The 21,254-nt window shown below is 64.2% G+C and carries 21 protein-coding genes and 2 pseudogenes; 19 read left to right on the forward strand and 4 right to left on the reverse strand.

Translation table 11 applies throughout. The annotated features are described in order from the left end of the window. Positions 1 to 76: 76 nt before the first annotated feature. Positions 77 to 1,297 carry a CaiB/BaiF CoA transferase family protein gene (locus tag ACZY0B_RS20320; protein ID WP_463766009.1) on the reverse strand — a complete coding sequence of 407 codons (1,221 nt, stop codon included), beginning with the start codon at positions 1,295 to 1,297 and terminating at the stop codon, positions 77 to 79. Between the two features lie 243 nt (positions 1,298 to 1,540). On the opposite strand from ACZY0B_RS20320, the gene ACZY0B_RS20325 reads away from it, so the two are divergent. Genes ACZY0B_RS20325 through ACZY0B_RS20360 form a run of 8 tightly spaced genes read left to right on the forward strand, consistent with a single transcriptional unit; the run spans position 1,541 to position 10,189 of the window. Beyond that, complete coding sequence (locus ACZY0B_RS20325) at positions 1,541 to 2,404, forward strand: mycofactocin-coupled SDR family oxidoreductase (protein ID WP_463766010.1); 864 nt, start codon at positions 1,541 to 1,543, stop codon at positions 2,402 to 2,404. A gap of 43 nt (positions 2,405 to 2,447) precedes the next feature. Further along, a complete protein-coding gene (locus tag ACZY0B_RS20330) occupies positions 2,448 to 3,434 on the forward strand; it encodes a thiamine pyrophosphate-dependent dehydrogenase E1 component subunit alpha (RefSeq protein ID WP_463766011.1) in 987 nt (328 codons plus the stop codon). Between the two features lie 10 nt (positions 3,435 to 3,444). Next, entirely contained in the window at positions 3,445 to 4,443 is a 999-nt protein-coding gene (locus ACZY0B_RS20335; protein WP_463766012.1) for an alpha-ketoacid dehydrogenase subunit beta, read from the forward strand. Then, entirely contained in the window at positions 4,436 to 4,672 is a 237-nt protein-coding gene (locus tag ACZY0B_RS20340; RefSeq protein ID WP_463766032.1) for a lipoyl domain-containing protein, read from the forward strand. The genes ACZY0B_RS20335 and ACZY0B_RS20340 overlap by 8 nt, the downstream gene beginning before the upstream one ends. A 17-nt stretch (positions 4,673 to 4,689) precedes the next feature. Next, on the forward strand, positions 4,690 to 5,562 hold the full coding sequence (locus ACZY0B_RS20345; protein WP_463766013.1) for an enoyl-CoA hydratase-related protein: 873 nt from the start codon (positions 4,690 to 4,692) through the stop codon (positions 5,560 to 5,562). 8 nt (positions 5,563 to 5,570) lie between these two features. Continuing rightward, positions 5,571 to 7,103 carry an acyl-CoA synthetase gene (locus ACZY0B_RS20350; RefSeq protein ID WP_463766014.1) on the forward strand — a complete coding sequence of 511 codons (1,533 nt, stop codon included), beginning with the start codon at positions 5,571 to 5,573 and terminating at the stop codon, positions 7,101 to 7,103. A 51-nt stretch (positions 7,104 to 7,154) separates the two neighbouring features. Further along, on the forward strand, positions 7,155 to 8,498 hold the full coding sequence (locus ACZY0B_RS20355) for an aromatic ring-hydroxylating oxygenase subunit alpha (RefSeq protein WP_463766033.1): 1,344 nt from the start codon (positions 7,155 to 7,157) through the stop codon (positions 8,496 to 8,498). Further along, entirely contained in the window at positions 8,495 to 10,189 is a 1,695-nt protein-coding gene (locus tag ACZY0B_RS20360) for an FAD-binding protein (protein WP_463766015.1), read from the forward strand. Before ACZY0B_RS20355 ends, ACZY0B_RS20360 begins: the two co-directional genes overlap by 4 nt. A 58-nt stretch (positions 10,190 to 10,247) precedes the next feature. Here ACZY0B_RS20360 and ACZY0B_RS20365 read toward each other — a convergent pair whose 3' ends face one another. Next, positions 10,248 to 11,099 (reverse strand): enoyl-CoA hydratase-related protein, encoded by an 852-nt coding sequence (locus ACZY0B_RS20365; protein WP_463766016.1) that lies wholly within the window; start codon positions 11,097 to 11,099, stop codon positions 10,248 to 10,250. 125 nt (positions 11,100 to 11,224) lie between these two features. On the opposite strand from ACZY0B_RS20365, the gene ACZY0B_RS20370 reads away from it, so the two are divergent. From ACZY0B_RS20370 to ACZY0B_RS20390, 5 genes are all read left to right on the forward strand, one after another. Beyond that, positions 11,225 to 12,064 (forward strand): SH3-like domain-containing protein, encoded by an 840-nt coding sequence (locus tag ACZY0B_RS20370; RefSeq protein ID WP_463766017.1) that lies wholly within the window; start codon positions 11,225 to 11,227, stop codon positions 12,062 to 12,064. A gap of 42 nt (positions 12,065 to 12,106) precedes the next feature. Further along, positions 12,107 to 12,823 carry a thiocyanate hydrolase subunit gamma gene (gene scnC / locus ACZY0B_RS20375; protein ID WP_463766018.1) on the forward strand — a complete coding sequence of 239 codons (717 nt, stop codon included), beginning with the start codon at positions 12,107 to 12,109 and terminating at the stop codon, positions 12,821 to 12,823. Between the two features lie 105 nt (positions 12,824 to 12,928). Next, a complete protein-coding gene (locus tag ACZY0B_RS20380) occupies positions 12,929 to 13,210 on the forward strand; it encodes a thiocyanate hydrolase (protein WP_463766034.1) in 282 nt (93 codons plus the stop codon). Positions 13,211 to 13,268: 58 nt separating this feature from the next. Further along, complete coding sequence (locus tag ACZY0B_RS20385; protein ID WP_463766019.1) at positions 13,269 to 13,490, forward strand: hypothetical protein; 222 nt, start codon at positions 13,269 to 13,271, stop codon at positions 13,488 to 13,490. Between the two features lie 24 nt (positions 13,491 to 13,514). Further along, complete coding sequence (locus ACZY0B_RS20390) at positions 13,515 to 14,897, forward strand: DEAD/DEAH box helicase (protein ID WP_463766020.1); 1,383 nt, start codon at positions 13,515 to 13,517, stop codon at positions 14,895 to 14,897. Positions 14,898 to 14,908: 11 nt separating this feature from the next. Here the strand turns inward: ACZY0B_RS20390 and ACZY0B_RS20395 are convergent, their stop codons facing one another. Further along, positions 14,909 to 15,454, reverse strand: a complete 546-nt coding sequence (locus ACZY0B_RS20395; protein ID WP_463766022.1) for a class I SAM-dependent methyltransferase — start codon at positions 15,452 to 15,454, stop codon at positions 14,909 to 14,911. A gap of 244 nt (positions 15,455 to 15,698) precedes the next feature. On the opposite strand from ACZY0B_RS20395, the gene ACZY0B_RS20400 reads away from it, so the two are divergent. Both ACZY0B_RS20400 and ACZY0B_RS20405 read left to right on the forward strand, forming a co-directional pair. Beyond that, on the forward strand, positions 15,699 to 16,265 hold the full coding sequence (locus ACZY0B_RS20400) for a TetR/AcrR family transcriptional regulator (protein ID WP_463766035.1): 567 nt from the start codon (positions 15,699 to 15,701) through the stop codon (positions 16,263 to 16,265). 71 nt (positions 16,266 to 16,336) lie between these two features. After that, positions 16,337 to 16,672, forward strand: a pseudogene (locus ACZY0B_RS20405) (AMP-binding protein); the annotation flags it as partial. Positions 16,673 to 16,729: 57 nt separating this feature from the next. Here ACZY0B_RS20405 and ACZY0B_RS20410 read toward each other — a convergent pair. Beyond that, positions 16,730 to 18,496 carry an N-acyl-D-amino-acid deacylase family protein gene (locus ACZY0B_RS20410; RefSeq protein WP_463766036.1) on the reverse strand — a complete coding sequence of 589 codons (1,767 nt, stop codon included), beginning with the start codon at positions 18,494 to 18,496 and terminating at the stop codon, positions 16,730 to 16,732. A gap of 177 nt (positions 18,497 to 18,673) precedes the next feature. Here ACZY0B_RS20410 and ACZY0B_RS20415 point away from each other — a divergent pair, with 177 nt between their 5' ends. The 4 genes and pseudogenes from ACZY0B_RS20415 (at position 18,674) to ACZY0B_RS20430 (ending at position 21,244) form a co-directional block, all read left to right on the forward strand. After that, positions 18,674 to 19,342: a TetR/AcrR family transcriptional regulator gene (locus tag ACZY0B_RS20415; protein WP_463766023.1), complete on the forward strand. Its 669-nt coding sequence runs from the start codon at positions 18,674 to 18,676 to the stop codon at positions 19,340 to 19,342. Between the two features lie 31 nt (positions 19,343 to 19,373). Further along, on the forward strand, positions 19,374 to 19,847 hold the full coding sequence (locus ACZY0B_RS20420) for a hypothetical protein (protein WP_463766024.1): 474 nt from the start codon (positions 19,374 to 19,376) through the stop codon (positions 19,845 to 19,847). Between the two features lie 84 nt (positions 19,848 to 19,931). Next, positions 19,932 to 20,597, forward strand: a pseudogene (locus ACZY0B_RS20425) (cutinase family protein); the annotation flags it as partial. A gap of 215 nt (positions 20,598 to 20,812) precedes the next feature. After that, the gene (locus ACZY0B_RS20430) at positions 20,813 to 21,244 is read left to right on the forward strand and encodes a nuclear transport factor 2 family protein (protein ID WP_463766025.1); all 432 of its coding nucleotides are present in this window, start codon (positions 20,813 to 20,815) and stop codon (positions 21,242 to 21,244) included. Positions 21,245 to 21,254: the final 10 nt, after the last annotated feature.

Raw genomic sequence — 21,254 nt, forward strand, 5'->3', positions numbered from 1 at the left:
GCCGAAGTCATCAGATTGTTGGCACACAATGACTTTGGTCCTTCGAATTAGGGCCGTTTGTCAACGTGGCCCATCGTCAAAGCACCGCTTTGAGGTCCTTCGCCTTCGCGATGTCATCCCACTCAACGCCGAGTTCGAGCAAGATTTCCTCGGTGTGCTGTCCATGTTCCGGGGCGCGCGCGGGAAGCGGCGGGGTTTCGTTGAACTGGACCGGCGCAGCGACGATTCGGTATTTCTCACCGTGATCGTCAATGTTCGTCACCACGTAGCCGTTGGGTTCGACCTGCGGATCATTGAGGGTCTCGCGCGGCGTTGCCAGCGCGCCCCACACACCGGGTTCGCTTTCGAGCACCTTCTGCCAGTGCGCGAGGTCATGGCTGGCAAACGCGTTCGCCACGATCTCGGTCGCCGCGGCCGCGTTCGCGATCAGGTTGCTCGAGGGTACGAATCGCTCGTCGGTGGCCAATTCCGAAAGCCCCATCCGCTCACAGAAACCGACCCAGAATTTGTCGGGCTGTAAGAAGACCAGCTGAATCCACCTGCCGTCTTTGGTCTTGTATCGGTTCACCAGCGGATTGATGGCCAACCCTGGTGGTGCGCCCGGAATGCCGTCGATGTCGAAGAAATCTGCGGCCGAAATCGACGGTGCGATGGACCACATCGCTTGCGCCAGTAGCGAGGAATCGACGATCGTCGGCTCACCGGTGCGTTCCCGGTGGAACAACGCCGCACACACGCCGCCGGCCAACGTGGCCCCACCCTGCAGGTCGCCGAAACCGGGACCCTGGACCGCGGGTGTATCGGTCCCGAAAGGCGTGAGCGTGTAGGCAACGCCGCCCCGGGCCAGGTAGGTGGCGGCATCGAAGCCGCCGCGATCGCGATCCGGGCCGCGGACTCCCAGGCCGGTGCCGCGCGCAATGATGATCTTGGGATTGAACGCGCGGATGTCGTCGACGGTCAGTCGCGCCCGCTCTAATGCGCCGGGCAGCCAGTTGGTCAGGAAGACGTCCGCAGTCGCCAACAGGCGGCCGAACAACTCGCGGCCCGTTTCGGATTTGATGTCGATCGCGATGCTGCGCTTGCCGCGGTTGCCCAACTCGAGGATGAAGTCGGCGTCCGGGCGGGCCGCTTCGCGGGTGAACCCGCCGACGACCAGGGCTCGCCCGGGGTCACCGAACGCGACACCCTCCACTTTGATGACGTCCGCGCCCCAGTCCGCCAGGGCTGCTCCGGCCGATGGCACGTATGTCCATGACGCCAATTCGACGATCCGCACACCGCTTAGCACGCCTGACATCGCCAATCCCCTCGGTCGGGCCTGTCCTTGCTATTTTAGATATTCTAGTTACCCTAGGGGATATTGATAGCCCGGCTACAGCCACGCGCAGGTTTTCGTGGACGAGATGCGATGGAGCCGATCGTTGGTCAGATCCCGAATCCCCGCTGCGGTAAACGTGTGGCGCACTAGGGCTTGCGGCAGTCGGCCGATTCATCCGAACGTCATCGGCACGGCGATGGGTACCGGGACGAAGGGCGAGCGATGGGCAGGGTAACGGGCAAGGTGGCCGTGATCAGCGGCGCCGCGCGGGGTCAGGGGCGGTCGCACGCCCGGATGCTGGCCGCGGAGGGTGCCGACATCATTGCGGTGGATCTATGCGAGGACATCGACACCAATGAGTACCCACTGGCCAGGCCGGAGGATCTGGATGAGACGGCGCGGTTGGTCGAGAAGGAAGGGCAACGCGCCTTCACCGCCATAGCCGACGTGCGCGACCGGGTGGCCCTGTCCGCCGCGATCGACCAGGGCGTCGCCGAACTCGGTCACCTCGACATCGTGGTCGCCAACGCGGGCATCTGCCCGCTCACCGCGGGCCTGCCGCCGAAGGCGTTCGCTGACGCCGTGGACGTGGACCTGATCGGAGTGCTCAACCTTGTACATGCAAGCCTCAAGCATCTGCAAGCCGGCGCGTCGATCATCGTGATCGGATCCAACGCCGCGTTCATGTCGTCGATGAACACCACCGGCATCGACGGCGGGCCGGGCGGAGCCGGATACGCCTTCGCCAAACTCGCTGCAGCACACTATGTTAACGACTTCGCCCGGGCGCTGGCCCAATTTTCCATCCGGATGAACGCGGTACACCCGACGAACGTCAACACCGACATGTTGCACAGTCCGCCGATGTATCGAGCGTTCCGGCCCGACCTGAAGGAGCCGACCCGCGAGGACGCCGAACCGATCTTCCCGTTCGTCCAGGCGATGCCGATCCCCTACGTCGAGCCCGAGGACATCAGCGAAGCGGTGCTGTTTCTCGCCTCCGATGCCGCCCGCTACATCACGGGGCAGCAATTGCGCGTCGACGGCGGTGGCTTCCTCAAGGTGAAGCCATGGTCGGGCGCGTGACAGCAGTGGCATCAACCAGACTGCACCACAACGGAACTACGCGATGACCGACACTGAATCCCCCGACACACAGCGGCGTCTCTACGCGCTCATGGTGCTGATGAAGGCGGCCGACGACCGGCTGTCCAAGGGCATCGGCACCGGCGAATTCATGTGCGTGTATTGGCCGTCGCGCGGCCAAGAGGCGATCGCCGCCGCGATGGGTGTCGCGCTGCGACCCGATGACCAGCTGGTGACCACCTACCGCGGGCTGCACGATCTCATCGGCAAGGGCGTCCCGCTCGAGGAGATCTACGGCGAGATGATGGGGCGCACTGTCGGCGCCAGCCGCGGCAAAGGTGGCACCATGCACATCGCCAAACCTGAAGTGGGCGTGATGCTTTCAACGGGCATCGTCGGCGCCGGACCGCCGGTGGCCGTTGGGCTGGCGATGGCCGCCAAGCGAAAGAAGCTCGATCGGGTCACCGTGGTCAGCTTCGGCGACGGCGCCACCAACACCGGTTCCTTCCATGAGGCGGCCAATATGGCCGCGCTCTGGGATCTGCCGATGGTGTTCGTCTGTCAGAACAACTTGTACGCCGAGATGACACCGACCAGCGACACCATGAAGCTCGAGCACGTGGCCGACCGCGCCGCCGGATACGGCATGCCGGGCGTTCGTGTCGACGGCAACGACCCGTTGGTGGTGAAAGCCGCGCTAGACCAGGCTCTGCAACGCGCGCGCGACGGCGCCGGCCCCACCTTCATCGAGTGTGTAACCTTCCGCTTCCGTGGCCACTATTTCGGCGACCGGATGCCCTACATCCCCAAGGAACAACTCGAAGCGGCGATGGCCGCCGACCCGGTACCGCGCTTCCGCCGGCAACTCGGCGACGGCGGCATCTGCGGCGAAGACGAACTCGCGCGCATCGACGACGAGGCGTTGGCGACGGTGGAATCCGCACTGCAGACGGTGATGAGCACGGAATCGCCGTCGGCGGGCGAACTCGACCAGGACGTGTACGCAACTCCGATCAAATTCCCGGTCTGAGGACTGACAGATGGACGAGAAAGAGATGACGATGCGCGAGGCGCTGAACCTCGCGCTGGATCAGGCGCTGCAGGCCGACGACCGAGTGTTTTTGCTCGGTGAGGATATCGCCGACCCCGGTGCCTCCGGACCGACAGCAGGATTGTCGACCAAGTACGGCCACGACAGGGTCCTCGACACTCCGATCTCGGAAGCCGCGATCGTCGGTGCGGCGATCGGCGCCGCGATCGACGGGCTGCTGCCGGTGGCCGAGATCATGATCATGGACTTCATCGGCATCGCCGCCGACCAGCTCATCAACAACGCCGCCAAGCTGCGGTTCATGACCGCTGGGCGGACAACGGCGCCGATCACGATTCGTACCCAGGTTTATGCCGGGCTCGCCACCGGTGCCACGCATTCGCAGAGCCTGGAAGCGTGGTTCATGCATATCCCCGGGATGAAGGTGATCGTGCCGTCCACCCCGCGTGACGGCAAAGGACTACTGACAACCGCGATCTTCGACGAAGACCCTTGCCTGTTCATCGAAACCATTCGGCTACAAGGCAAGAAGGGGCCCGTCCCTGTCGATCCCGGATTCTCCATTCCCTTCGGCCAGGCCGACATCAAGCGGCCGGGCAGCGATGTGAGCCTGATCAGTTACGGCCGCAGCGTGCACGATGCGCTCGCCGCCGCGGTCACGCTGGCCGAGCAGGGCGTGAGCGCCGAGGTGGTCGACCTGCGCACACTGGTGCCGCTGGACGTCGTGACGATCGTCGAGTCCGTCCGGCGCACCCGCAGGGCCGTCATCGTCCACGATGCAGTGCAATTCGCCGGACCGGGCGCCGAGATCGCCGCAATCCTGCAGCACGAATTGTTCGGCGAGCTGGCCGCACCCGTCGAACGGGTCGCCGCCAGGTTCGTCCCCAACCCGGCGGCCGCGGCGCTCGAGGCGCAGATGTACCCCTCGCCGGCGCGCATTGTCGATGCGGCCCAGCGCACTCTCAAGAAGACGAATGCGCATGGCTGACTTCATTATTCGCATTCCGCGTGTGTCGGTCGCTGTCTCGGAGGCCGAACTCACCGGGCTGCTGGTCGACGCGGGTGAGCGCGTCGAGGCGGGCACGCCGATCTACGTGATCGCCACCGAAAAAGTGGAACAGGAAATCGAAGCGGGAGCATCCGGCACCGTGCAGTGGACGGGCCAGGTCGGGACCACCTACGACATCGGCGCAGAAATCGGCGTTATCACTTCATAGAGGAAGGGCACGAACAGATGGATTTCAACGAGACTCGCGAGCGGATCATCTATCAGAAAGACGGGCCGATCGCGAAGATCACGCTGAACTGGCCGGAGAAGGCCAACGCCCAGGACCAGAAGCTGGCCGAAGAAGTCGACGCCGCGTTGCTGGATGCCGACCGCGATTACGACATCAAGGTTTTGGTGCTCAGGGCCAACGGCAAGGGCTTCTGCTCGGGACATGCCATCGGAGACAACTCCACCGACTATCCCGCGTTCGTCGAGAACTCCTTGGTTCAGGGTCACCCGTGGAAGGCGCAGTCGGATCTGTTCGTCAAGCCGACGCTGAATCTGTGGGAGTTCTCCAAGCCCACCATCGCGCAGGTCCACGGCTACTGTGTGGGCGGCGGTACGCACATGGGCCTGACCACCGACATCGTCATCGCCTCCGAGGACGCCTACTTCTCCTACCCGCCCCTGCAGGGGTTCGGCATGCCGTCCGGTGAATGTTCCATAGAGCCTTGGGTGTTCATGAACTGGCGCCGCGCCGCCTACTACCTGTTCACCGCCGAGGTGATCGACGCCAAGAAGGCGCTGGAGGTAGGCCTCGTCAACGAGGTGGTCAAGCGGGAGGACCTGGACGCGCGCGTGGACGCGATCGCCCGCCACATCGCCCAGGCGCCGCTGACGACGCTCATGCTCACGAAGGCCAACCTGAAGCGGGCCTGGGAACTGATGGGCATGCGGGTGCACTGGCAGACCTCCAACGATCTGGTCGCGCTCGCGTCGATGAGCAAAGATGTGCAGCAGCTGATCGGTCAGGTTCTTCAGGGCAAGATCAAGCCCCAGGAGATGGCCAATCGACAGGCCGCGGCCGCCGCCCAGACCGACGGCGCCGCAGCCACTTAGGCCTGCTGGTGAACATCGCCGATCACGCGATCGGAGCCGCACAGTCGCCGGCCCTGATTGCCGACGCCGGCACGATCTCCTTCGGCGAACTGTATGAGCGGAGTCAACGGGTCGCCGCGGCGCTGCACGATGCTGGGCTGCGTCGAGGCGATGGTGTGGCCCTGCTGCTGCCGAACCGCCCGGAGTTCTTCGAAATCACCTGGGGCTGCCAGCTTTCCGGCCTCTACTACACCGCCGTCAACACCCATTTCACTCCCGACGAGGTGGCCTACGTCATCGGCGACTCCGACGCGAAGGCGGTGTTCGTCGACGGCGAGATGGCCGAAATCGCCGCCCGCGTACGCGATGTCAACACGGCGGTCGACGTCCACATCAGCGTCGGCCGTGGGTTGCCCGGATGGTGTGGATACGAGAATGCGCTGGCGGCTGCGGGCGCAGCCCCGCCCGCGTCGGACGGATCGGAGATGCTGTACTCGTCGGGCACCACGGGCCGGCCCAAGGCCGTTCGCCGGCCGCTGCCGGCAGACGGCAACGGCTCGTGGGCCCAGTCGGTCTTGGAGATGGCGTTGACCCATCGCTACGGCATGAGTTCGTCGAGTGTGTACCTGTCCCCCGCGCCGCTGTATCACGCGGCCGGGGTGAACTACACGATGGCGGTCAACCGCGTCGGCGCCGCGTCGATCATGATGCGCAGGTTCGACGCCGAGACCGTCCTGCGCCTGATCGACACCCACCGGGTGACGCACGCCCAGTTCGTCCCGACGATGTTCGTCCGGATGCTGAAACTGCCCGAGGCGGTGCGGCGCCGGTACGACGTCTCCAGCCTGCGCTGCGTGATCCACGCTGCCGCCCCCTGCCCGGTGGACGTCAAGCACGCGATGATGGAGTGGTTCGGACCGATCATCCACGAATACTATGGCGGCACTGAAGGATTCGCGGGAACGGTGATCGGCCCCGAGGAGTGGCTGGCTCATCCCGGCTCGGTGGGCATACCGATGGCCGCGGTGCATGTGGTCGGCGATGATGGACAAGAGCTTCCCATCGGCCAGGCCGGAGAGCTTTACTTCGAAGGTGGGCCCGATTTCGAGTACTTCAAGGATCCCGCCAAGACCGCGTCGGTGTACAACGAACGCGGTTGGCGCTCCTTGGGAGACATGGGATACGTCGACCGGGACGGGTACATGTACCTGACCGATCGGTCGACGTTCATGATCGTGTCCGGCGGGGTGAATATCTACCCGCAGGAGGCGGAGAACCTCTTGGTCATGCATCCCCAACTGGTCGATGCCGCGGTCTTCGGCGTCCCCAACGACGAGTTCGGTGAAGAGGTCAAGGCCGTCGTGCAGCCCGTCGAAGGTGTTACACCCGGGCCAGAGTTCGAGGCCGAGCTCATCGCATATTGCCGGGCCCACCTGGCCGGCTACAAGTGTCCGCGCACAGTCGAATTCGACCCGGAACTGCCTCGCGATCCGAACGGGAAGCTCTACAAGAGGCGCATTCGCGAGCGTTACTGGCAGGGGCGGGCATCGCGGATCGTGTGACGCTGGATGGAGATGGCGGGAGATGGTGGAGTGAGCAGCCTTAGCGACGCGGTGAATTGGGAGCCGCTGCCGGTACCGTGGGCGGTCCAGACCGCCGACCGGATACCCAAGCAGCGGTACTACGACCTGGAGTTCTACCAGCTCGAGAAGGAACTGTTCTGGCCACGCGTCTGGCAGATGGCGTGCCGGCTCGAAGAGATCCCCAAGCCGGGCGACTTCGTCGAGTACGAGATCCTCGACGAATCCATCATCGTGGTGCGTGTCGATGGCGACAACGTGCGTGCCTACCACAATGCCTGCCGCCACCGCGGCGTAAAGCTGGTCGAAGGCAACGGGAATCGGCGTACCTTCGTGTGCCCGTTCCACGGCTGGTGCTGGGGCATCGACGGACGCAATACCTTCGTACTGCGAGCCGACGAATTCGACGAGCACAACCTGAACCCGGACGACCTCCGCTTGGTCTCGGTCAGATGTGAACTCTGGGGCGGCTGCGCGTGGATCAACCTCGACGACGAAGCCCCTGGACTGCGGGACTGCTTCGAGCCATTCGCGACGATCTACGACGCCTGGAAAGTCGAATCGATGCGCGTCGAGTGGTGGCAATCGTGTCGGCTTCCGGTGAATTGGAAGCTGGCGACGGCCGCCTTCATGGAGGGCTATCACGTCCCACAGACCCACCCGCAACTGCTGCCGTCGAGCATGCCCCAAACCGACAAGCCACCCGGGCTGACGCAGACCAACCTGTATTTCATGCGCACCCTCGGTGAAGGTATGGCCGGCATGACGCATGAGAACGACGTCCGCATCGCCGAGGGCCTGCAGAACATGGACCTGCCGGCCGACCCGGCCGCGGCGATGGCGATCTGGCGCAGCACGCTGAACGACGCGGTGGTCGACTGGCATCGGGCCCGCGGCTGCGACATGCCCGACCTCAACGACTTGGCGCGGCGCGGCATCGTCGAAGCGATCAATTTTGCTTTCCCACATTATTTTCTGCTGCCTCAGTACAGCAGCGCGTCGTCATACCGGATCCGCCCGCTCGGTCCCGAGGAGACATTGTTCGAGATCTGGTCACTCACCCGTTTTCCGTCCGACCTTTCCGCGGGCCGGCCCACACCCCCGGAACCCATGGCTCCCGACGACCCGCGCTGGCCGCCGATCCCCGCCCAGGACTTCTCCAATCTGCCCAAGCAGCAAAAAGGGCTGCACTCCAAGGGCTTTGAGTACATGCGCTTGTCCAGCAGAATCGAGGGGCTGATCTCGAACTTCGAACGGGTCATCGACGGCTTCCTTGCCGGGTTGCCGTACGGCGCGCTGGTTCCCGCGATTCAGAAGACCAACACCACGATCGACGTGCCGATCGCGGATCTCGGATTCAGCTCGGAGGCACGATGACCACTGCGTGGGATCGCTCGGTAGACCTGCTCATCGCGGGCAGCGGCGGTGGCGGCATGGTGGCGGGGCTGGCCGCGCTGGACAGTGGGCTCGAACCACTGATCGTCGAGAAGCAGGCCCTGGTCGGCGGATCGACGGGGCTTTCCGGCGGTATCGTCTGGCTGCCGAACAATCCGTTGATGCGCGCCGATGGCATCGCCGATTCGCACGAAGACGGCCTGGCCTATCTGGCTGACGTGGTCGGCGATATCGGTGCGCCTTCCTCGCCAGAGCGCCGCGAGATGTTCCTCACCGCGGGCTACGAAATGATCAATTTCCTGATCCGCAAGGGTGTTCGGCTGATCCGCTGCGCAGGCTGGAGCGACTACTACCCGAATCACAAGGGCGGCAACGAGTCCGGCCGGGCCGTCGAGGGAATCCCCTTCGATGCCACCGAGCTGGGGAGCTGGCACGACAAGGTACAGCCGCCGCTGGCCAAGAACTACGGGTACGTGGTGCTCACCAACGAACTACGTTCGGTGCAGTACTTCAACCGCGCACCCCGCGCATTCGCGGTGGCGACAAAGGTGTTCCTGCGCACCGCGGCGGCCCGAGCGCGCCGCGCCCAGATCCTCACGAACGGCGCCTCACTGATCGCTCAGATGCTCAAGGCACTGATCGACCTCGGCGGAAATCAGCCGCCGCTGTGGACGAATGCCGCGATGGAGGATCTGATCGTCGAGGACGGCCGCGTCGTCGGTGCGCGCGTCAATCGAGACGGCGTACCGGTGAACATCGAGGCGCGCAAGGGAGTCTTGCTGGCCGCCGGCGGCTTCGGTCACAACAAGGAGATGCGACGCCGGTACAGCGGCGACCAGCCAAACGAGGGCCAGTGGTCGATCGCCAATGCCGGCGACACCGGCGAAGTGCTCGAGACGGCAATGCGACTGGGCGCGAAGACCGACCTGCTCGACGAAGCATGGTGGCTGCCTTCGGTTTTCATCGCCAACGGAGGTGCCGTCGCCGCATCCCTGGGCTCGGGGCGCCAGCGTCCCGGTGCCATCTACGTGGATTCGACCGGCCGGCGGTTCTGCAACGAGTCGAACTCCTACGTCGAAGTCGGCAAGGCGATGTACGCCAACAAGGCGGTGCCCTGCTGGATGATTTTTGACGACGGATACGTGCGTCGATACGTCACCAGCGCCAATCCGCTGAAGCGCAACCAGCGCCTGCCTGCCGAGCTGATCGAAAACGGTGCGGTCAAGCGGGGCGTCACCATCGCGGACCTTGCTCGCCAGATCGATCTGCCCGCCGAGGAATTGTCACGCACCATCGAGCGGTTCAACCGTTTCTCTGCTCGGGGCCTGGATCCCGACTTCGGGCGGGGCCAGTCTGCCTACAACGACTGCCTCGGCGATCCGGGGTATCGGCCGAACGCGGCCATCGGCCCGCTGGACCGCGCGCCGTATTACGCGACTCGGGTTCTCCCGGCGGATGTCGGAACATGCGGGGGTGTGATCACTAACGAGTACGCCCAAGTACTCGACCAGCAGGACCGGGTGATCGACGGCCTCTACGCGACCGGCAACAACACCGCGACGGTGATGGGCCGCACGTATCCGGGCGCCGGGGCGAGCATCGCGAGCTCGATGGTCTTCGGTTACGTCGCCGCACGGCACGCCGCCGGCCGCAAGATCGCCGGCGCGCACTGACGTATTTCCGCCGAGTGTGCGGCCGGCTTCACGTTCGGCGCCGAGTGTGCGGCCAGCTTCACACTGGGGCGGCGCCGGGCTTTTCGTCGCGGTCGACGAATTCACGCGGCTTCATCCCTGACTGCTTGAGTTCGGCTCGCCGTGCCTGCACATCGGATGCGGCACCGACCATGTTGGTCAGGATGTGGCTGACCTGAAGGTGCACCCGCATACCCATCAATTCCCAGGCGCGCTTGACGTTGTTCTTCACTGCCATCAGCGTGGTCAACGGGATTTGGGCGATCTTGCGCGCCATCTCCTCGACCGTGTCCTCGAGGTCGTCGCGCGGCACCACCCTGTTCAGCAGCCCCCAGTCCAGGGCTTGTTGGGCGGACAGGGTTGGCGCCAGCAACAACCAGTCCATGGTTCGGTGCCAGTTCATCAGCAACCACGGCTCAATCATGGTGTGCCCGCCGGGTTCTCCGAGACTTTGGGCAAGCGGCATTTGGAAATACGCGTCGTCGGACGCCACACAGAAGTCCGTCAACAAGCCGAGATAGATCCCGCCCCCCATGCAATAGCCGTGGATCTGGGAGATGGTCGGCTTGGGGAACTCCCACAAGTACAAGGTCGGCCACAAGAACAGGTCGGCGGTGCCTTTGTACAGGTCCTCAAACGTATTTCCGAAGTCTGGATAGGGGTTTTCGTCCGGTCCCCACCGTGCCACATGCCCGCCGCAGAAGCCCTTCCCGTTTGCCTTGAGAATGACGACCTTGATTTCGCTGTCGCGGTCCGCCTCGTGCAGGCAGTTGTCGACTTCCGTGACGAGGACGGCGTCCTTGGTGTTGGCCTTGTCGACCCGATTCAAAATAATCCGCGCAATCGGCGGTTCCCGTTCATAGATGACCGCTTCGAGCTCGCGCCGCTCCATCCTCGGGACATTACCCTGCCCGCAACTCGCTCAGCGGTTGCATGATCTCGAGGTGAGGAGTGAGCTGTATTGGGTGAGCACCGGGCTGTGCCACCGCTTGGATTCCGACGACGAATGGAGCTCATATGGCGACTCCTTTGGACCGGGCACAGCAGCTGGACCTGGTAGCCCGTCTCAAGTCCTCCTACCCGGAACTTCCGGACGCGCCCACACCCGATCTCATCGATCACGACCGATACACCGCTTACACCAAGACCCCGCACGATGTCGGTGGTGAGCCGGACGCACCTCTCGAATTCGAGAACAAGCAATACGAGATATGGGAAGAGAACACCTACACCATGTGCGAGGTGCTCGGGTGGCGCGGAATCTGGTTGTCGGAGGAACGACGCCGGATGGGCAACGTGGACCTGGGCCGCGCCATCTATCTGGGTCTGCCCTACTACGTGCGGTGGTTGCTCGCGGTCGTGCGAGTCCTGGTCGAGAAACACCACATCGGACTGAGCGAACTGGCCGAGCGCATGGTTGAGGTGAAGGCCCGGTATGAGGGCGGACTGCAGGGTAAGCCGTTGGAAGCCAAGCCCAAGTTCGAAGGGGACCCGGCCCAGGTCAAGCGCAACGAACACCACATCCACGCCGTCGGCAAGGGCGATCCGCAAATTTTTGCCGGGCAGGCCGGCGAACCGAAGTTCCGGGTCGGCGACGAGGTCGTGGTGAAGGAGCTGCCCATCCTGCTCTACACCCGCACCCAGGAATACGTGCGCGGCGCGAAAGGTGAGATCGCCGTCGTCACGTACGAAAGCCCCGCGGCCGAGGACGAGTCCTGGGCGGGGCCAGATCAAAAACCCGAGTGGTTCTACATCGTTCGATTCAATCTGTCCGAGCTCTGGCACGGCTACACCGGTCCCGCCAATGACACGCTGCAGACCGAGATTCCGGAGCGGTGGCTGCAAGCGGCCGGCTAGCCGAGCTTTTCGTTCACTGCGCCCTAGCGAAAGGATCTCAGCATGACCGAGCACGATCACGATCACGATCACGATCACGATCGCACCGCCGCGCCGATGGTCGACGAGATCACCGACTTTGAAGTGCTCGAGATTGCCCTTCGCGAGTTATGCATCGAGAAGGGGATTTTCACCGCTGAGGAACACCGCCGCATGACCGAATACGCCGAACAAATCGGGCCGACCCCGGCAGCCCACCTGGTGGCCCGGGCGTGGCTCGACCCCGCGTTCAAGGAGCTCGTCGTTTCGGATCCGCTTGCCGCCAGTAAGGAAGTCGGAGTCGACTGGCTGCACCCCACGGGTTTTGGCACGCCGAGTGACTTCACGGCCTTTCACGTCCTGGTGGACACGCCGACTCTGCACCACGTCATCGTGTGCACGTTGTGCTCCTGCTATCCACGTCCGATTCTGGGCAATTCCCCGGAGTGGTACCGGACGCCGAACTTCCGTCGCCGTATCGTGCGCTGGCCGCGCCAGGTGCTCGCCGAGTTCGGGCTGTACCTACCCGAAGAGATCGAGATTCGGGTAGAGGACTCGAATCAGAAGCACCGGTTCATGGTGATGCCCGTCCGCCCCGAGGGAACCGATGGCTGGACGGAGGATCAGCTGGCCGAAATCCTCACCCGCGATTGCCTGATCGGGGTGGCCCTGCCCAAGGCCGGTGTGACCACGAACGCGATCACCGAAACCCGACCTGCCATCCATCCGGTCGGCGACTGATTCGGAGGCGAATAGGTGAGCACTCCCGAAAGCTTGGACTCGGCCGAGGCCTTCTCGATTGCACCTTTGACGAAAATCGTAGAGCGCAACCAGGTCTGGAGCCGCATGGCCGCCAAATACGGAGTCGACAACCCGGCGCCCCCGTGGCAGACAAGCCTGGACGGGATGTGCGACGCCCTCGATCAAAGCGCTTGTGGCCCAGAGGCACTCCGCTTTGTCGAGCGGCGCAACGAAGAAGATGCGCTGTCGGCGACTGTGTATTCCGAGCTGCCTTACCCGGAGAACCGCCTGGTCGCACTGGCACATTCGCTCGTAGCGCGTGGCGTGATCGACGACGCGGAACTCGAGGAGCGCATGGCAGCCGTGCGGGCCAGGCTCGAATCCTGATCAACCTCAGCGACGGACATCACAGGCCGCATTCTCGTCGTTGTGCACCTGGTGCGCTATGCTGACACCAACGTTGGCTTCAAAGCCTGATGTCAACCACGTCGTGGAACGCTTCTTCATCTCACTGGTGCCGCCCCGAAAATTCGGGCTCAACCACCACGTTCAGATGATCCGTGCATCCGCACTAGCTTGTCTCGCGGCGATCGATTTTGCCCTCCGGCAATCTCGCCAACTTGTGCTGAGCACCGCGCGCGACAAACACGTTGCCGGTCCGGCATGACCGATGCCTGAAAGGCACCGAAAAGTGACTACCGATAAAACCTTTGCCGACCTCGGCGTGCGCAGACCCATCGTCGATGCGCTCGCGAAGCGCGGCATTACCGATCCATTTCCGATTCAGGTTGCGACCCTGCCCGATACGCTGGCCGGCCGCGACGTACTCGGCCGCGGGAAAACGGGCAGTGGAAAGACCCTGGCCTTCTCGATTCCGCTGGTCACCCGGCTCTCCGACAGCAACCGGCGTCCGTCACGACCGTCGGGTCTGGTGCTCGCGCCCACCCGTGAGCTGGCCAGTCAGATCACTGCGACGCTCGAGCCGCTGGCAGCAGCCTGCGGTCTGCGCGTCACCACGATCTTCGGCGGCGTTTCACAACACCGTCAGGTGGTGGCACTCAAATCCGGCGTCGATATCGTGGTGGCCTGCCCGGGCCGACTCGAGGATCTGATGAAGCAGCGGCTGATCAGCCTCGAGGCGGTCGAGATCACGGTGATCGACGAAGCCGATCACATGGCCGATCTCGGCTTTCTGCCCGGCGTCACTCGGATCCTGGCTGCTACGCCGAATGGCGGCCAGCGGCTGATGTTTTCGGCGACCCTGGACAACGGCGTCGACAAGCTGGTCACGCGGTTCCTCCAGGACGAGGTGCTGCACTCAGTTGATGGGGTCGACTCGCCGGTATCCGAAATGACCCATCACGTCTTCCACGTCGCCAACGCGGAGGCCAAAAAGGAAGTTGTGCACCGGCTCGCCTCCGGCACCGGGCGCCGGATTCTATTCATGCGCACCAAGCACCAAGCCCGCAAACTCGCCAAACAGCTCACCGAATCGGGAGTTCCGTCAGTTGACTTGCACGGCAACCTGTCTCAGCCCGCCCGCGAGCGCAACCTGGCGATGTTCGCCTCGGGCGGTGCCCGTGTCCTGGTGGCAACGGACATCGCCGCGCGGGGCGTGCACGTCGACGAGGTAGAACTTGTCGTGCACATCGACCCACCCGCCGAGCACAAGTCCTATCTGCACCGCTCCGGACGCACGGCGCGGGCGGGAAGCGCCGGTGATGTCGTCACCGTCGTCCTGCCCGAGCAGCGCCAAGACACCCAGGTGTTGATGCGCAAGGCCGGCATCAAGGTCGCTCCGCAGCAGGTGACCGCCGCGTCGGACGCCGTACACGCGCTCGTCGGCGAGGTCGCGCCCTACCAGGCCCCGCCGGCCGCCGGTGGCCCATCGCGCTCGCCTCAGCAGCATCGACCGAACGCGGGCGGGCAACGGCGTCGCCAGAGCAGCAGTCGGTCGCCGAAGAAGGCGACGGCCGCCCCCACCGAATCACCGGTATCGCACCGCAGCGCCACACCGACGCGGCGGATCGAACAGCGTCGTCGCTCGCGCCGCTCGCAGGGAAGCGCCAGGTAGTTTCGCGAGCGTCACGCCCGTGCCAGCAGCCATGCCTGCCCCTGGCCTTCGCCGGCGGCAATGACGTCCAGTTGTGCGAAGGCCACGGCGAGCTCGCCGGGTGCTGCGCGAAACGAACCGGGTTCGGCGCCGACTTCGCTCAGCGCAGCCGCAGCCAGCAGCCCGCCCGGCGCCAAGCGTTCGATCAACTCGTGGTCGAGGCGGGGATCGCGGAACCTGTGGCAGAGGATGACGTCGATGGGTCGCCCGTCCGGCAACCCGTCGTCGAGATCCACGACGTCAAACCGGCAGTGGTCGTCGACGCCGCTGTGCCGCGCCAGTTCCCGCGCTTGGCCGATCGCCACCGCGGAGACATCCAATCCGATGACCTCGAGTCCACGTTGGGCCAACCAGACGGCGGCGAGTCCGCGGCCGCACGCGACGTCGAGCGCCCGCCCGGTGGTCGGGAAATCATCCACATAGTCGGCAAAGACGCCCGGCGGGCCAACCGCATCGACGGATGCCGGTCCCTTACTCGTGTACCGCGCGTCCCAACGGCGCTGGTCCTCCCGGGTCACAGCCGTCACTCTACGACTCGCGAAGCACGAGAACTATCGTCCAAAAGTTCTGGACATGTGTCTGTATTTGACGCGACCGACTTCAGCTTCTGCGTTGGCCACGCCAGACCAACGACCCGGATACCCGAGCTGTCGCTGCAGCACGGGGCCGTTTATCGACTATCGGGCGGTGTTGGTTGGCCGCGCGCATCCTGTTTCCTACACTGGACGGGTGTCTAGAGATGTGGCGCCTGCTGCAGAGACGATGACCGGCGCCGGAGGTGCCCGCCGGTCGGACCGCCGACCAGGACAAACGATCCGCAAGGTCCTCGACGCCGGGCTGGAGGAACTGCGCGAATCGTCGTTCGCCAATCTGACGATGCGCGCCGTTGCCGCCCGCGCCGGCGTGTCGCCGGCCAGCGCCTACACGTACTTTCCTTCAAAAAGCGCCCTGGTGGCCGCGGTGTATCTGCGATTTCTGCGCGCGCTGCCGCTGCACACCGATGTCAACGACACCACCAAAACCCGGGTGAGCGCGACGCTGCGGGACATGGCAGTGGCCGTGGCCGACGAGCCCGAGCTGAGCGCTGCCTGCGGAGCAGCGTTGATGGCCGACGATCCGGCCGTCCAGCCGCTGCGTGAACAGATCGGCGAAGAAGTGTCGAGGCGGATTGTGGCCGCGCTGGGCCCCGGGTGGCCGCGCGCCGTGAGATCCACCCTGCAGATGACGTTCGCCGGTGCGCTGATGACCGCGCGGTTCGTCAGCTACGAAGAGATCGCCGGGCAACTCGACGAAGCGGTCAACCTCATTTTGGGAGCCTCGGTTGCTTGATTGGCGGACCGCACACGCGGATTGGATCATTCAACCCCGCCGCCGCACGCCGGCGAACCTCGAGGAGAGTCATGGGCGATAGTGGATTCAACCTGTCGACGGTGTTTTCGACTCTGGCGCAGGCACTTCCCGAGCACCGGGTGTTGTTCTGGCGGGGCCGGCAATGGACTTACGCCGAGATGGACGCACGCGTGGACGGCGTAGCCCGCTACCTGACCTCGCTGGGACTGGGATGTCACACGGAGCGGGATCGCTTGCAGGGCCACGAGTCTGGCCAGGATCACATTGGGCTGTATCTGCGCAACGGCAACCAGTACCTGGAGTCGATGATCGGTGCCTACCGCGCGCGAGTCGCACCCTTCAATGTCAACTACCGGTATGTGGATGCCGAGCTCGTCTATCTGCTCGCCAAGCAGATCGCTACCGAAAGCCTCTCCACCACAACGGGATCCGGCAGCTGATCGCTAGACCGCCGGTGTAAGCGGGCGGGACAACTGGTCGGCACGCAAGAACTGGCCGAACCTCTGCTTGCCCAGCACCGGCGAAGCCTGGCCCGCACTGAACACCAGTTGTCCGGACACCAGCACGCTGCTGACGGTGTCGTCATTGCGGTTCACCATCCGCGAAAGTCCGCCGTAGGACTCGACCGGGTTCTCCGCGTAGGCATCAAGGGATTCGTCGAGCTTGTCGGGGTCGATCACCACGATGTCGGCGCGGTCGCCCTCGCGCAGGGTGCCCGCATCGATCCCGTACCAGGCACCGAGCTCGCCGGTGAGCCGGTGCACCGCACGCTCGATGGACAGGAACGGCGCGCCCCGCCTTTCGGCGTCGTGCACGTGCCTCAGCAACCGCAGTCCGGAGTTGTAGAACGCCATGTTGCGAAGGTGCGCGCCGGCGTCGGAAAACCCCATCTGCACGTTAGGGCTCTGCGCCAGCTTTTTCAGCAACTCGGGACGGTGGTTGGAGATCGTGGTGCGCCAGCGCAACTTTTCGCCGTGCTCGAGCACCAGGTCGAGGAACGCGTCGACCGGGTGCAGGCCGCCGCGGTCGACACCCACTTGCCCGAAGGACTTACCGACGACCGATTTGTCAGGACATGCCACGATGTCGGCGTCGAAAAAGTCACGGTGCCACACCCGCGGCCCATATTTCTGGTCGTAGTCCTTGCGGAACTGACGCCGATATTCCTCGTCGCACATCAGCTCGTTGCGGGCCAACTCATCCTGCAGATGCAGGGCCGCGGCACCGGAGCCGAACTCTTCGAAGATCACCAGCGAAATGCCGTCGGCGTAGACCTCGAACGGCACCGGCAGATGCTGCCAACGGAAGTCACCACCGAGGGCATTGACGACCCGCGCGAGCGCATCCATCAGATAGATGACCGGCGGCAGGGACTTGACATCGGCAGCCGACAGCAGGCTGGTCTTGAGTCGGCGACGTCCCACCCCGAGTGACGTCGCCAGCTGGGAAACGATCGAGAACGGGTTCTTGATGTCGGGGCCCGATTGCAGGATTTTGTTGCGCCGTCGCAAGATAGCGTTCAAGCGGCGCAGTTCGCGGGAGGTGGCGTAGGTCGACGGCAGCGTACGCGACCTGCAGACCTCGCCGTCGAGTTTGTCGAACAGCAGTTGCTGCGAGGACATCCCGACGAAGCCTTCGTCGAGGGCCTCCTCCAGCATCGATTCCATCCGCGCGAGTTCGCTCGCCGACGGGCGAATGTCCTTGCGGGTTGCCCGGTCGAGTCCCATCGTGGCGGCCCGCATGTCGGAGTGGCCGATGAACGCCGCAATGTTGGGGCCCAGGTTCAGCTGCTCGAGCGCGGCAACATATTCCTTCGGGCTATTCCAGGAACGGGCTTCGTCGAGCTGCTCGATGACATAACGCCGCGGAATCGCTTCGACCCGGCCAAAGATGTCGCCCGCGTCGACGTTTTCCAGATACACCGTGGAAAGCGAACAGGAGCCCAGCATCACGGTCGTCACGCCGTGTCGCAGTGATTCGGAAAGTGCGGGCTCACATAGTGTTTCGATGTCGTAGTGGGTGTGGATGTCAATGATCCCGGGGATCACCCATTGCCCCGACGCGTCGATGACATCGGCGCCTGTGCTGTCCAGTGGCCCGTCGGTGATGGTGGCGACCCGGCCATCGCGCACCCCGATGTTGCGAACAGCCGACGGCACGCCCGTCCCGTCGAACCAGCGTCCGTTCATGATCACGGTGTCGTACTGCATATTCCGGGCCTCCTGATTTGCAGTGATCATACATACCTCAGATAGTGTCTCGTGGGTCGACGAGACAGTCGGGGCGCCGATTCCAGGTCGGCAGCGCACATCAGCAACGATCGTCTAGCTGCGACGATATGATCTAGCCGTGATGAAGACCGACTACACGTTTGCCGCCCGCTAACGATGCGCAGCCACGGTTGGGCGGGGAACACGCCCGCCTCCGACGAGGAGGCGATCGAGCGAATCCTGGACGCGGCGGACAAGATCATCGACGAGCGTGGACCGGCCATGCGGATCGCCGACGTCGCCCGCGCTCTGGGGGTGACCCGGCAGACCGTGTACCGGTACTTTCCGGGAACCCAAGCACTGCTGGTGGCCAGCGCGATGCGGTCCGCCGATGGCTTCCTCGACCATCTGGCCGCCCACCTCAAAGGCATCACCGACCCCGTCCTGGCGGTGACCGAAAGTTTCGCGTTCGCCGTCGAACAGCTGGCTTCGGACAATCAGCTCGAATTGGTGCTCAATCGGCGCAACCGGGGCGGTCAGGCGGTCTCCATCGTCTCGGATACCGCGCTGGCCTTCGGGCGATCGATGCTGCACCGCTTCGATATCGATTGGGAGCAGCACGGTTTCGACGAGGCGGGCCTGGACGAGCTGAACGAATTCACGCTTCGGCTGCTGCACTCTTTCCTGGCAGATCCTGGACGGCCCCCGCGCAGCGGCGCGGACCTCCGGCGTTACCTGATCCGTTGGATCGGACCAGCGATTGCCTACCCGCAAATCTCGCAGGCAATGGACGCGCTGCGCGCACCTGAGCCCCGGGTCCGCCGGCGGTCCTCGGCGGCGTCGTGATTCCAGGCCATCGGCCAAAGAAGGAGCAGACATGGTCGGATTGGGACAAATCGCCCTGGACAGTGCGCCTATTTTCGGTGGTGCGATGCTCGCGGTCGTGGCCGGGCAATTCAAGGCTCCCGACTATCGGGGATTGATCCAGCAGGACATGGACCTGCTGGATCGCCTGCCGCCCGAGGCAACCGAACGACGCGACGCACTGCAGCGCTCGATCGATGCCCGCATCGACGACCTGACCGACGCCGCAGACCGAACTCGCGCTCTACGCAGCGCCGCGTTGTCGTATAGGGGCAACTGGCGCGACATAGTGGTGCTGCTGTGCGCGGTGCTCTTTACGATCGTCTGGTGGAACGTCGACCACAGCCGAGGCAGCTGGCTGCCGATGTTCGTCCTGCTGATCCTGCTCTGCATAGTGACCGCCGTCTACGCATTCCGTGGCGTCCTGCACGCAGGTAGTTCGTTTCTGGACAGACGACATGCTGGCGAGCATGATGCACCAAAGTAGCTGAGCGACAACGAGATAACCTGTGATCAGTTGGCCCGAAAATATTTAAGGCGCGCGTGCTGAAAATGTGACAAAATTCAACGCGTGAAGGCGTACGCCCTCCCCGTTTTACTTTGTGCCGCTACAACGTCCACCTGGACGCTGCTGATCGCTCCCATTCCCTCCGCCTCCGCCGAGCCGTGCCCCGATGTCGAGGTCGTGTTCGCCCGAGGTACCGACGAGGCGCCCGGCGTCGGCGACGTCGGTGAGAGTTTCGTCGACTCGGTACGCGCACATGTCGGTGCAAAGTCGGTCGGGGTGTACCCGGTCGACTACCCAGCCACCATGAGCTTTCCCAGAGCCGTCGACGGCATTACCGACGCGGGTGCCCACATTGAACAGACGGCAGTGAGCTGCCCCAAAACCATGATGGTGCTTGGCGGTTACTCCCAGGGCGCGGCCGTGATGGGTTTCGTCACCGCCAACCAGGTGCCGGATGGGACGAGTCTCGGCCAGGGGCTCCAGCCGATGCCCTCCGATGTTGCCAACCACGTCGTCGCGGTCGCACTGTTCGGGAAACCGTCGACCCAGTTCATGAGCTTCATCAATCAGCCGCCGGTCACAGTCGGCCCGCTGTACGCCGGCAAGACGATCGAGATGTGTGTCCCCAGCGACCCGATCTGTGCGGGTTCGGGCGACTTCTCCGCGCATCGGCAGTACCAGCAGTCCGGCATGATCGATCAGGCAGCGGATTTCACTGCGAATCGCATCGCCGCCGCAATTCCGCCGGGCGGCACGTCACCGCCCACCTCACCGACACCGGGACCGACTCACACACCGGTACCGGTGCATTCACCGGCGCCATCACCCTCGTCACCGACGCCCGCACCGGTCGCGTCGCACCAGCCCGGACCACCCCCGGGGCCGGCAGCGTAAGTCGTCCAGTGGCAGATCGGCAGCCATCACCAGACCAGGGTGTCGGGTCCGTGGACTTCGACGTCGCTGATCGATTGGCGATCATCAATTTGTTGGGCGCCTACGCTCACAGCTACGACGAAAACCGGCTCGACGAGTTCCGTGCGTTGTTCACCGAGGCGCCACAGTTCGGCTTGCTGCACGAGGGTACCGAGCTGTCGCAGGACATCGATACGGTGATGAATCTGCTCGCAGTCCGGAAAGCGAAATTCAAGGCCGAGAACAACCAGCGCCGCCACGCGGTGAACTCCTTGTGGTTTTCCACCCAAGGCGCAGACGAAGCGACCGGGCGCTGCTATGTCCAGGTATTCGCCATCAGGGACGGCGGCCTGCCGACTCCCGACCTGACCGGCCGCTACGAGTTCACCGCGGTCAAGCAGGACAGTGTATGGCGGTTGAGCCGGTGGGTCGTGGCGATGGACCAGGTGCAACTAGGCGACTAAACCCGCCCGA

Source organism: Mycobacterium sp. IDUB_19, assembly GCF_055419445.1.